Origin of the sequence: Microbacterium sp. NPDC055910, from assembly GCF_042271185.1 — a bacterium.
Classification (GTDB): domain Bacteria; phylum Actinomycetota; class Actinomycetes; order Actinomycetales; family Microbacteriaceae; genus Microbacterium.
In genome coordinates this window covers 1-10,861 of sequence record NZ_JBHJZS010000027.1, presented here as the reverse complement: position 1 = coordinate 10,861, position 10,861 = coordinate 1, and the positions used below count along the sequence as shown (strand labels likewise).

The window sequence follows — 10,861 nt, the reverse complement described above, 5'->3', positions numbered from 1 at the left end:
CATGGCGAAGATCAAGAAGGGCGACCTGGTTCAGGTCATCACGGGCGCCAAGCCCGAACGCGGCGGCGACCGCGGCAAGCAGGGCAAGGTCCTCGAGATCCTGTCCGAGCAGAACCGCGTCATCGTCGAGGGCGTGAACTACGTCACCAAGCACACCCGCGTGGGCCAGACCCAGCGCGGAGCCAAGACGGGCGGCATCGAGACGATGGAAGCCCCGATCCACATCTCCAACGTCGCACTCGTCGACCCCTCGAGCAAGAAGCCGACCCGCGTCGGTCACCGCGTCGAGGAGCAGACGAAGGACGGCGTCAAGCGCACCGTCCGCGTGCGTTACGCGAAGAAGTCAGGCAAGGACCTCTGAACATGAGCAACGCCACTGCCGTGGAGGCTGGCAAGATCCAGCCCCGCCTGAAGCAGAAGTACCGGAACGAGATCAAGAAGCAGCTGCAGGAAGAGTTCGGCTACGCGAACGTCATGCAGATCCCCGGTCTCGTGAAGATCGTCGTGAACACGGGCGTCGGCGAAGCCGCGCGCGACAGCAAGGTGATCGACGGCGCGGTCTCGGACCTCGTCCAGATCACCGGCCAGAAGCCGATCGTCACGAAGGCACGCAAGTCGATCGCTCAGTTCAAGCTGCGCGAGGGCCAGCCCATCGGCGCACACGTCACCCTCCGCGGTGACCGTGCGTGGGAGTTCCTCGACCGCCTCGTGAACCTCGCGCTGCCGCGTATCCGCGACTTCCGCGGGCTTTCGCCCCAGCAGTTCGACGGTCACGGCAACTACACGTTCGGTCTCCAGGAGCAGTCCGTGTTCCACGAGATCGACCAGGACCGGATCGATCGCGTGCGCGGCTTCGACATCACGATCGTCACCGATGCGAAGACGGACGACGAGGGCCGCGCACTCCTGCGCCACCTCGGCTTCCCGTTCCGCACCGAGAACGCACAGGCCTGATCTTCGGATGCCGCGGGTTCGGCGCACGGCGCACGGCGCCTGCCCGCGGCATCCGTTCCCACAACTGAATACTGCTGAATCATCGAAGGTCGGCCGGCGTGTAACGGTGTGTCGAAACCTCATGAACAAAGGAAAACAACCATGACGATGACAGACCCGGTCGCAGACATGCTGACCCGTCTGCGCAACGCGAACTCGGCACACCACGACTCCGTGGCCATGCCCAACTCGAAGCTCAAGACGAACATCGCCGAGATCCTCACGAAAGAGGGCTACATCGCGGGGTGGGAGATCAGCGACGCACGCGTCGGCCAGACCCTCACCATCTCGCTGAAGTACGGCCCCAACCGCGAGCGGTCGATCGCCGGCATCAAGCGCGTCTCCAAGCCCGGTCTGCGCGTGTACGCACGCTCGACCGAGCTGCCCACCGTGCTCGGTGGTCTCGGCGTCGCGATCCTGTCCACCTCCTCCGGTCTTCTCACGGACCGTCAGGCCGAGCAGAAGGGCGTGGGCGGGGAAGTTCTCGCCTACGTGTGGTGATCTGACATGTCGCGTATCGGACGCCTTCCCATCGACATCCCCGCCGGCGTGACCGTCTCGGTCTCCGGTCAGGACGTCACCGTCAAGGGCCCCAAGGGCGAGCTGACGCTCGCCGTGGCTCGCCCCCTCGAGGTCAAGGTCGAGGAGAACCAGGTCATCGTGACCCGGCCCGACGACGAGCGCGAATCGCGCTCGCTGCACGGCCTGACCCGCACCCTGATCAACAACAACATCATCGGTGTCACGCAGGGCTACTCGAAGGGCCTCGAAGTCGTCGGCACGGGCTACCGCGTCGCGCAGAAGGGCAGCTCGCTCGAGTTCGCACTCGGCTTCTCGCACCCCGTGCTCGTCGACCCGCCCACCGGGATCACGTTCTCGGTCGAGGGCAACAACAAGGTCACCGTGACCGGCATCGACAAGCAGGCCGTCGGTGAGGCGGCTGCGAACATCCGCAAGATCCGCAAGCCCGAGCCCTACAAGGGCAAGGGTGTGCGTTACGCGGGCGAGGTCGTCCGCCGCAAGGCCGGAAAGGCTGGTAAGTAAGCATGGCTGTGAAGTCGAAGTCCGACGCCCGCGCGCGTCGTCACGCCCGCCTTCGCAAGAAGGTCGTCGGCACTGCCGAGCGTCCCCGCCTCGTGGTCACGCGTTCCTCGCGTCACGTGTTCGTCCAGCTCGTCGACGACAGCCAGGGTCACACCGTGGCCTCGGCGTCGACGCTGGAGACCGATCTGCGTTCGTTCGACGGTGACAAGACCGCCAAGGCGCGCAAGGTCGGCGAGCTCGTCGCCGAGCGTGCGAAGGCCGCCGGCGTCGAAGACGTCGTGTTCGACCGCGGTGGCAACCGCTACGCGGGCCGGGTCGCGGCGATCGCCGACGGCGCCCGCGAGGGAGGTCTGAACCTGTGAGTGAGAACAAGGAGAACGAAGTGACCACGACCGCTGAGCCGGCTGCGGCCACCGAGGCACCCGCCACGGAGGCGCCCGCCGAGCGCGAGCGCGAGCCGCGCCGCGGCGGACGTGAGCGCAACCAGAACCAGCGCGACCGTGGTCGCGACCGCAACGAGAGCCAGTTCCTCGAGCGCGTCGTCACCATCAACCGCGTGTCGAAGGTCGTCAAGGGCGGCCGTCGCTTCAGCTTCACGGCGCTCGTCGTCGTGGGTGACGGCAACGGTCTCGTGGGCGTCGGCTACGGCAAGGCCCGCGAAGTGCCCCTGGCCATCTCGAAGGGTGTCGAAGAGGCCAAGCGCAACTTCTTCCGCGTGCCCCGCGTCGGCAAGACCATCCCGCACCCCGTGCAGGGTGAGACCGCCGCAGGCGTCGTGCTGCTTCGCCCCGCCGCCGCGGGTACCGGTGTCATCGCCGGTGGTCCCGTCCGCGCCGTGCTCGAGTGCGCCGGCATCCACGATGTCCTCTCGAAGTCGCTCGGCTCGTCGAACACGATCAACATCGTGCACGCGACGGTCACGGCGCTGAAGATGCTCGAGGAGCCCCGTGCGGTCGCCGCGCGCCGTGGCCTGGACTACGACCAGGTTGCACCGGCGATCCTGCTCCGCAACGAGGCCAAGGCCGCTGAGGCAGCGAAGGCAGGTTCATGATGGCCGAACGTCTGAAGGTCACACAGGTCAAGTCCAAGGTGAGCGAGAAGCAGAACCAGCGCGACACGCTGCGTTCGCTCGGTCTCAAGCGGATCGGCGACTCGGTCGTCCGTCCGGACGACGCGCAGACGCGCGGTTACGTCAAGACCGTCGCCCACCTCGTGAAGGTTGAGGAGATCGACTAATGGCTGAGAAGGCCGAGAAGAAGGACGAGGCCGTCACGGCCGCGCCCAAGAAGGCTGCCGCCAAGAAGCCGGCCGCCACCAAGGCCGCGCCGAAGAAGGATGCCCCGGCATCCCGGCCCGGCGTCCTCAAGGTGCACCACCTGCGTCCCGTCCCGGGCGCCCACACCGCCAAGACCCGTGTCGGTCGCGGTGAGGGCTCGAAGGGCAAGACGGCCGGTCGCGGCACCAAGGGCACGAAGGCCCGCAACACCGTGCGGGTCGGCTTCGAGGGCGGCCAGATGCCGCTGCACATGCGTACGCCGAAGCTGCGCGGGTTCAAGAACCCGTTCCGCGTCGAGTACCAGGTCGTGAACCTCGAGAAGCTCGCCGAACTCTACCCGTCCGGTGGAGACGTCACCGTGAGCGACCTCGTCGCAAAGGGAGCCGTCCGCAAGAACGAGAAGGTCAAGGTGCTCGGCACCGGCGACATCTCGGTCAAGCTCACCGTGTCCGTCGACAAGGTCTCGGGTTCCGCCGAGCAGAAGATCGTCGCGGCAGGCGGCACCGTCAAGTAACACGCACGGAGAGGGCCGGAGGACATCCTCCGGCCCTCTCTGGGCTAACCTGGGTTTCGTGTGCGCTGCGAGCGCACCGGCATCCCCCCTGGAGGCATCGTCTTGTTCAGCGCCATTGCGCGGATCTTCCGTACACCCGACCTGCGGCGGAAGATCGCCTTCACGCTCGCGATCATCGCCATCTATCGGCTCGGCGCGCACGTGCCGACTCCGTTCGTGGACTTCCCGAACGTGCAGTCCTGCCTGAGAGATTCGGCGGGGACCGAGGGCCTCCTCTCGCTCGTGAACCTGTTCTCGGGCGGCGCCCTGCTGCAGCTGTCGATCTTCGCGCTGGGCGTCATGCCCTACATCACCGCGACGATCATCACGCAGCTCCTGCGCGTCGTCATCCCGCACTTCGAGGCGCTCCACAAGGAGGGCCAGGCGGGCCAGGCGAAGCTCACGCAGTACACCCGCTACCTCACGATCGCCCTCGCGCTGCTGCAGTCGACGACTCTCGTCACCGTGGCTCGCAGCGGTCAGCTGTTCGGGTTCACCGGCATCCCCGAGTGCGAGCAGCTGCTGACGAACGACGTGTGGTGGGCCCAGCTGCTCATGATCATCACGATGACCGCCGGCACCGGCCTCATCATGTGGTTCGCCGAGCTCGTCACCGAGCGCGGCATCGGCAACGGCATGTCGCTGCTCATCTTCGTCTCGATCGCGGCGACCTTCCCCGGTTCGCTGTGGGCCATCGCACAGGCGCGTGGCTTCGAGGTCTTCCTGCTCGTGCTGGCCGTCGGCATCCTCGTCATGGCGCTCGTCGTCTACGTCGAGCAGTCGCAGCGCCGCATCCCCGTCCAGTACGCCAAGCGCATGGTCGGGCGCCGCACGTACGGCGGCACGAACACGTACATCCCGATCAAGGTCAACCAGGCCGGCGTCGTGCCGGTCATCTTCGCCTCGTCGCTGCTGTACATCCCCGCGCTCATCGCGCAGTTCAACCAGCCGCAGCCGGGCGAAGAGGTTCCGGCATGGGTGACCTGGATCCAGCAGTACCTCGTCACGGGCGACCACCCGCTCTACATGGCGCTGTACTTCCTGCTCATCGTCGGCTTCACGTACTTCTACGTCGCGATCACGTTCAACCCCGTCGAGGTCGCCGACAACATGAAGAAGTACGGCGGGTTCATCCCCGGCATCCGTGCCGGGCGTCCGACCGCCGAATACCTGGACTACGTGCTCACGCGCATCACCGCGCCCGGCTCGATGTACCTCGGTCTCATCGCCCTCATTCCGCTTGTCGCCCTGTCGACGGTCGGCGCGAACCAGAACTTCCCGTTCGGCGGCGCATCGATCCTCATCATCGTCGGCGTCGGACTGGCGACGGTGAAGGACATCGATGCTCAGCTCCAGCAGCGTCACTACGAAGGGCTCCTCCGTTGACGAACACGCCTCAGCACCCCCACCACGACCGCCACGAGGGACACCTCGCGTTCGGCGAGCACGAGCAGCACCGCGAAGGCGCGGCGCACCGCCGCGGCGAAGAGGTGCCGCTTCAGCCGGCGCGACTCGTGCTGGTGGGTCCGCAGGGCTCGGGAAAGGGCACGCAGGCCGCGCGCATCGCTGAGCTGTTCGGCATCGCCGCGATCTCGACCGGTGACGTCTTCCGTCAGAACATCAAGGACGAGACCGACCTCGGTCGCCAGGTGAAGGCCGTCATCGAGGCGGGGGATCTGGTGTCCGACGCGCTGACCTTCGAGGTCGTGCGCGATCGTCTGGGTGAGCCCGACGCGGCGACCGGCTTCCTGCTCGACGGATTTCCGCGCAACCTCGGCCAGCTCGGCATGCTCGACGAGTACCTCGTCACGCGTGACGAGCCGCTGACCGCCGTGCTCGAACTGGGCGTGGCGCGCGCCGTGAGCGTCGATCGCCTGCGCCGTCGCGCGCTCGAACAGGGCCGCACGGATGACACGGAAGAGGTCATCGAGAACCGCCTGGCGATCTATGAGCGCGAGACGGCACCGATCCTCGAGGTCTACCGCGACCGGGGCATCGTCGACTCGATCGACGGCGTCGGCTCGCTCGACGAGGTGACGGCACGCGTCATCGGCGCGCTCCGCGCCCGCGGGATCGTCCCGACCGCTTCCTGACGTGCTGCGCCGCTCCATCTACAAGACGCCCGCCCAGCTGCGGGCGATGATCGAGCCCGGTCGCATCACGGCGGCTGCGCTCGACGCCGTTCGCGCGCTCGTGGCACCCGGTGTCACGACCGCCGAGCTGGATGCCGCGGCATCCGCTGCGATCACCGAGCGCGGCGCGGAATCGAACTTCCAGCTCGTGCGGGGCTATCGCCACACGATCTGCGCCTCGGTCAACGAAGAGGTCGTGCACGGCATCCCGGGCGAGCGCGTTCTGCAGCCCGGTGACATCCTGTCCGTCGACGCGGGCGCGCAGTTCCGCGGTTGGAACGGCGACTCCGCATTCAGCGTCGTGCTGCCCGACCCCTCGCGACCCGACGTCGTCGCCGCGCGGCAGCGGCTGTCCGACGTCACGCAGGGGTCGCTGTGGGCCGGCATCGCCGCGCTCGCGGGAGCGAAGCACCTCGGTGAGATCGGCGCCGCGATCGAGGACCACATCGAGGCGAACGCTCCCGAGGGCGGGTACGGCATCCTGCGCGATTACGTCGGGCACGGCATCGGCCGGAAGATGCACGAGTCGCCGTCGGTGTTCAACTACCGGGTCTCCGACCCCGGGCCCGAAGTCCGCCCCGGACTCGTGCTCGCGATCGAGCCCATGGTCGTCATCGGCGACCAGGAGACCTTCATCGAAGATGACGGCTGGACGGTGTCGACCCTCGACGGAACCGCCGGTTCGCACTGGGAGCACAGCGTCGCGGTGCACGACGACGGCATCTGGGTGCTGACGGCACCCGACGGCGGCGCGGAGGGACTCGCGCCATTCGGCATCACCCCCCGACCCATCGGCTGAGGCCGGAGAGGAAGTCATGGCACAGGCACGCAAGGTCAACCCGTTCGCGATCTGGATCAGCATCGGCGTCGTCGTGGCGCTCATCCTCGTGACGGTGCTGGTCGTCTGGATGAACAACACCGCGAACGCCCCGGGTCCCCGGCCGGAGAGCTCGGGCATCAACTCCGAGACCGGCGCCATCCAGGTCGGCACCGGATCCGACGAGCTCGATGTGTGGTTCGACTTCTACTGCTCGCACTGCCAGAACTTCGAGAAGACGTACGGCCCGACGGTCGACGATCTGCTCGACGAGGGCACGATCACCGCGAACCTCTTCCCGGTCGCGCTCGCGAACCTCAACGCCGCATCGGGAACGGACTTCTCGGAGCGTTCGGCGAACGCCATGTACTGCGTCGCCGAGGCCGCACCGGACGCGTCCTACCCCTTCATGCAGGCCGTCTTCGGCGCAGGCCCCACGGGTGGAGGGCTCACCGACGAGCAGCTGATCTCCGAAGCCGAGAAGGCCGGAGCGACGGGCATCGACACGTGCGTCGAAGAGCGCGAGTACGTCGACTTCGTGCGGAAGCAGACCAACTCGATCCCCGAGGGCCCCGGCGGAGGCGCCGGCACCCCGACGATCGTCCTCAACGGCGATTTCGTCACCCTGACGGGCGACCCCGCGGCCGACCTCCTCGCGCCGCTGCGCTGATCGCGGGGGCCGCGGCACCGCGGTTTGCCGCCGGCCCCACTATCACGTATGCTTGAGTGTTGGTGCCTTGCGCCTTTATTGGCGTGTCGGGAACCGCAATCCCATCCATCCGCAGACCGACCGGTCTGCCGCGAGTGTTAGCGAGCGTATGGCGAAGAAAGACGGTGTCATCGAGATCGAGGGCGTGATCTCCGAGGCTCTGCCCAACGCGATGTTCCGCGTCGAGCTCAGCAACGGACACAAGGTCCTCGCCACGATCTCGGGCAAGATGCGACAGAACTACATCCGCATCATCCCCGAGGACCGCGTCGTCGTAGAGCTTTCGCCCTACGACCTCACGCGCGGCCGCATCGTCTACCGCTACCGCTAGACCGGTCGAGAAGTAACGCCCGCTCGTCCCTGAGCTCGTCGAAGGGTCGCGCGCGGCGAAGACAGCGAAACAGGAAATCATGAAGGTCAATCCCTCCGTCAAGCCCATCTGCGACCACTGCAAGGTCATCCGTCGCCACGGTCGCGTCATGGTGATCTGCAAGTCGAACGCACGTCACAAGCAGCGCCAGGGCTGAGTCGAGTCGGGTGACTTTCGCGAAGCGGAACTCACGCGATTCGACTCAAGATCGAGTAGCGCCGCCGCAGGCGACGCGTATCGAGATCTGACACACAACTGAACACATCACACAGGCAGGTTCGGAACCGGCGCTTCGGCGCAGGGGACACCTCGGGCGGAGGCCCGAGCACAGATCCTGCTCCATACCTCCACCTACTCCTTAGGAGAGCCGCATGGCACGTCTTGCCGGCGTCGACATCCCGCGCGATAAGCGCGTGGTGATCGCCCTTACCTACATCTACGGCGTTGGCCGTACCCGCTCGAGCGAGATCCTCACCGCGACGGGCATCGACGAGAACGTCCGCGTCAAGGACCTCAGCGACGACCAGCTCATCGCCCTCCGCGACCACATCGAGGGCACCTACAAGGTCGAGGGTGACCTCCGCCGCGAGGTGGCCGCCGACATCCGCCGCAAGGTCGAGATCGGCTCCTACGAGGGTCTGCGTCACCGCCGCGGCCTCCCGGTGCGCGGGCAGCGCACGAAGACGAACGCGCGTACCCGCAAGGGTCCGAAGCGCACGGTCGCCGGCAAGAAGAAGGCGCGCTAAGCGCGGCCCCGAAGGTTCAGGAGAACACGCACATGGCACAGGCCAAGTCCGCCGCGCGCAAGCCGCGCCGCAAGGAGAAGAAGAACATCGCGCTGGGCCACGCCCACATCAAGTCGACGTTCAACAACACGATCGTCTCGATCACCGACCCGTCGGGCGCCGTCATCAGCTGGGCGTCGTCGGGTGGCGTGGGCTTCAAGGGCTCGCGCAAGTCGACGCCGTACGCCGCCGGCATGGCGGCCGAGGCTGCTGCCCGTCAGGCGCAGGAGCACGGCGTCAAGAAGGTCGACGTCTTCGTGAAGGGCCCGGGCTCGGGTCGCGAGACGGCGATCCGTTCGCTCACCGCCGCTGGTCTCGAGGTCGGTTCGATCCAGGACGTCACTCCGCAGGCGCACAACGGGTGCCGCCCGCCCAAGCGCCGCCGCGTCTGATCCCACTCACGCGCCGCGCGTGGCCTGCTCGCACCGTGCCGGTTGTCGAGTAGGCCGCGCGTCGGCCGCTTCGAGACATCGGATGCCTGGGCCCAGGCATCCCCCGAGTAGAACTCAACACCTCACACACCGCACGTGTCATATAGCGGGCACGTGATCGAAAGGAACACATAGTGCTCATTGCACAGCGTCCCACCCTGACCGAGGAGAAGATCGGGGAGTTCCGCAGCCGCTTCATCATCGAGCCGCTGGAGCCCGGCTTCGGCTACACGATCGGCAACGCGCTGCGTCGCAGCCTTCTCTCGTCGATCCCCGGCGCCGCCGTCACGTCGATCCGCATCGACGGAGTGCTGCACGAGTTCAGCACCATCCCCGGGGTCAAGGAGGATGTCACCGAGATCATCCTCAACATCAAGCAGCTCGTCGTCTCGAGCGAGCGCGACGAGCCCATCACCGCCTACCTGCGCAAGACCGGCGCCGGTGAGGTCACGGCCGCCGACATCTCCGCGCCCGCCGGTGTCGAGGTGCACAACCCCGAGCTGGTCATCGCGACGCTGAACGACACCGCGAAGTTCGAGCTCGAGCTGACGATCGAGCGCGGTCGCGGCTACGTCTCGGCGACCCAGAACCGCAACGAGTACGCCGAGGCCGGCCAGATCCCGGTCGACTCGATCTACTCGCCCGTGCTGAAGGTCTCGTACCGCGTCGACGCGACGCGTGCCGGGGAGCGCACCGACTTCGACAAGCTCGTCCTGGACGTCGAGGCGAAGCCGTCGATCGCTCCGCGTGACGCGGTGGCATCGGCCGGTCGCACGCTGACCGAGCTGTTCGGGCTCGCCCGCGAGCTGAACGTCGAGGCCGAGGGCATCGAGATCGGCCCCGCGCCGGTCGAGACGGTCCTCTCGAACGAGCTGTCCATGCCGATCGAGGACCTGGATCTGTCGGTCCGCTCGTACAACTGCCTCAAGCGCGAGGGAATCAACACGGTGTCCGAGCTGGTCGCCCTGTCGGAGACCCAGCTCATGAACATCCGCAACTTCGGCCAGAAGTCGGTCGACGAGGTGCGCGACAAGCTCGTCTCGCTCGGACTGTCGCTCAAGGACTCGGTTCCCGGGTTCGACGGCGCGCACTTCTACGGCGGCTACGAAGACGAAACCGTCTGATCGATCGACACTCACCCTGGAGTAACTGAGAATGCCTAAGCCCACGAAGGGTCCCCGCCTCGGAGGCGGCCCCGCACACGAGCGTCTGCTGCTTGCGAACCTCGCCGCCGCGCTCTTCACGCACAAGTCGATCAAGACGACCGAGACCAAGGCCAAGCGCCTGCGTCCGCTCGCGGAGCGCCTCATCACGTTCGCCAAGCGCGGCGACCTGCACGCGCGCCGTCGTGTGCTGTCGGTCATCGGCGACAAAGAGGTCGTGCACGTCCTCTTCGCCGAGATCGCACCGCTCGTCGCCGATCGTGAGGGTGGCTACACCCGCATCACGAAGGTCGGCAACCGCAAGGGCGACAACGCACCCATGGCCGTGATCGAGCTCGTCCTCGAGCCCGTGACCAAGAAGCCGAAGTCGGCGAAGAAGTCCGCTGCCGCCGAGGCCCCCGCCGCTGAGGCGCCCGCCGCCGAGGCCGAGGTCGCCGAGGAGGCTCCCGCCGAGGACGCCGCGGCCGACGCCGGAGCGGAGTCGCCCGAAGAGGGCGCCGCCGCCGAAGCTGCTGCCGAAGACGCCGTCGAGGCCGACAAGGCCTGACGCGACCGAGTCGCATCACGAGACCCGCACACCCCCTGGGG

The 10,861-nt window shown here is 67.1% G+C and carries 18 protein-coding genes; all 18 read left to right on the top strand.

Annotated elements, in window-relative coordinates; all coding sequences use genetic code 11:
- Position 1: 1 nt before the first annotated feature.
- The 18 genes from rplX (at position 2) to rplQ (ending at position 10,820) form a co-directional block, all read left to right on the top strand.
- Positions 2-361, top strand: a complete 360-nt coding sequence (gene rplX / locus ACFC3F_RS11385; RefSeq protein ID WP_376129489.1) for a 50S ribosomal protein L24 — start codon at positions 2-4, stop codon at positions 359-361.
- Positions 362-363: 2 nt separating this feature from the next.
- On the top strand, positions 364-954 hold the full coding sequence (gene rplE / locus ACFC3F_RS11380) for a 50S ribosomal protein L5 (protein WP_376129487.1): 591 nt from the start codon (positions 364-366) through the stop codon (positions 952-954).
- Positions 955-1,095: 141 nt separating this feature from the next.
- Entirely contained in the window at positions 1,096-1,494 is a 399-nt protein-coding gene (gene rpsH / locus ACFC3F_RS11375; protein WP_376129485.1) for a 30S ribosomal protein S8, read from the top strand.
- Positions 1,495-1,500: 6 nt separating this feature from the next.
- Positions 1,501-2,037 (top strand): 50S ribosomal protein L6, encoded by a 537-nt coding sequence (rplF, locus tag ACFC3F_RS11370; protein WP_376129482.1) that lies wholly within the window; start codon positions 1,501-1,503, stop codon positions 2,035-2,037.
- Between the two features lie 2 nt (positions 2,038-2,039).
- Positions 2,040-2,399 carry a 50S ribosomal protein L18 gene (rplR, locus tag ACFC3F_RS11365; RefSeq protein WP_376129479.1) on the top strand — a complete coding sequence of 120 codons (360 nt, stop codon included), beginning with the start codon at positions 2,040-2,042 and terminating at the stop codon, positions 2,397-2,399.
- Positions 2,396-3,088, top strand: coding sequence for a 30S ribosomal protein S5 (gene rpsE, locus ACFC3F_RS11360; RefSeq protein ID WP_376129476.1), 693 nt, complete (start codon positions 2,396-2,398; stop codon positions 3,086-3,088). The genes rplR and rpsE overlap by 4 nt, the downstream gene beginning before the upstream one ends.
- Complete coding sequence (rpmD, locus tag ACFC3F_RS11355) at positions 3,088-3,273, top strand: 50S ribosomal protein L30 (RefSeq protein ID WP_045275468.1); 186 nt, start codon at positions 3,088-3,090, stop codon at positions 3,271-3,273. The genes rpsE and rpmD overlap by 1 nt, the downstream gene beginning before the upstream one ends.
- Entirely contained in the window at positions 3,273-3,827 is a 555-nt protein-coding gene (gene rplO / locus ACFC3F_RS11350; RefSeq protein WP_376129474.1) for a 50S ribosomal protein L15, read from the top strand. The genes rpmD and rplO overlap by 1 nt, the downstream gene beginning before the upstream one ends.
- Positions 3,828-3,929: 102 nt before the next feature.
- On the top strand, positions 3,930-5,252 hold the full coding sequence (secY, locus tag ACFC3F_RS11345; RefSeq protein ID WP_376129471.1) for a preprotein translocase subunit SecY: 1,323 nt from the start codon (positions 3,930-3,932) through the stop codon (positions 5,250-5,252).
- 104 nt (positions 5,253-5,356) lie between these two features.
- On the top strand, positions 5,357-5,959 hold the full coding sequence (locus ACFC3F_RS11340) for an adenylate kinase (RefSeq protein ID WP_376129567.1): 603 nt from the start codon (positions 5,357-5,359) through the stop codon (positions 5,957-5,959).
- A 1-nt stretch (position 5,960) separates the two neighbouring features.
- Positions 5,961-6,797, top strand: coding sequence for a type I methionyl aminopeptidase (gene map / locus ACFC3F_RS11335; protein WP_376129468.1), 837 nt, complete (start codon positions 5,961-5,963; stop codon positions 6,795-6,797).
- 16 nt (positions 6,798-6,813) lie between these two features.
- The gene (locus ACFC3F_RS11330; protein ID WP_376129465.1) at positions 6,814-7,485 is read left to right on the top strand and encodes a DsbA family protein; all 672 of its coding nucleotides are present in this window, start codon (positions 6,814-6,816) and stop codon (positions 7,483-7,485) included.
- Positions 7,486-7,633: 148 nt separating this feature from the next.
- A complete protein-coding gene (gene infA / locus ACFC3F_RS11325) occupies positions 7,634-7,855 on the top strand; it encodes a translation initiation factor IF-1 (protein WP_017201569.1) in 222 nt (73 codons plus the stop codon).
- A 79-nt stretch (positions 7,856-7,934) separates the two neighbouring features.
- Complete coding sequence (gene rpmJ, locus ACFC3F_RS11320; protein ID WP_376129462.1) at positions 7,935-8,051, top strand: 50S ribosomal protein L36; 117 nt, start codon at positions 7,935-7,937, stop codon at positions 8,049-8,051.
- Between the two features lie 214 nt (positions 8,052-8,265).
- Positions 8,266-8,640, top strand: a complete 375-nt coding sequence (gene rpsM, locus ACFC3F_RS11315) for a 30S ribosomal protein S13 (protein WP_376129460.1) — start codon at positions 8,266-8,268, stop codon at positions 8,638-8,640.
- A 32-nt stretch (positions 8,641-8,672) separates the two neighbouring features.
- Positions 8,673-9,071, top strand: a complete 399-nt coding sequence (gene rpsK / locus ACFC3F_RS11310; protein ID WP_376129457.1) for a 30S ribosomal protein S11 — start codon at positions 8,673-8,675, stop codon at positions 9,069-9,071.
- Positions 9,072-9,244: 173 nt separating this feature from the next.
- Positions 9,245-10,234, top strand: a complete 990-nt coding sequence (locus ACFC3F_RS11305) for a DNA-directed RNA polymerase subunit alpha (RefSeq protein WP_376129455.1) — start codon at positions 9,245-9,247, stop codon at positions 10,232-10,234.
- A gap of 31 nt (positions 10,235-10,265) precedes the next feature.
- Positions 10,266-10,820, top strand: coding sequence for a 50S ribosomal protein L17 (rplQ, locus tag ACFC3F_RS11300; RefSeq protein ID WP_376129453.1), 555 nt, complete (start codon positions 10,266-10,268; stop codon positions 10,818-10,820).
- Positions 10,821-10,861 lie beyond the last annotated feature (41 nt).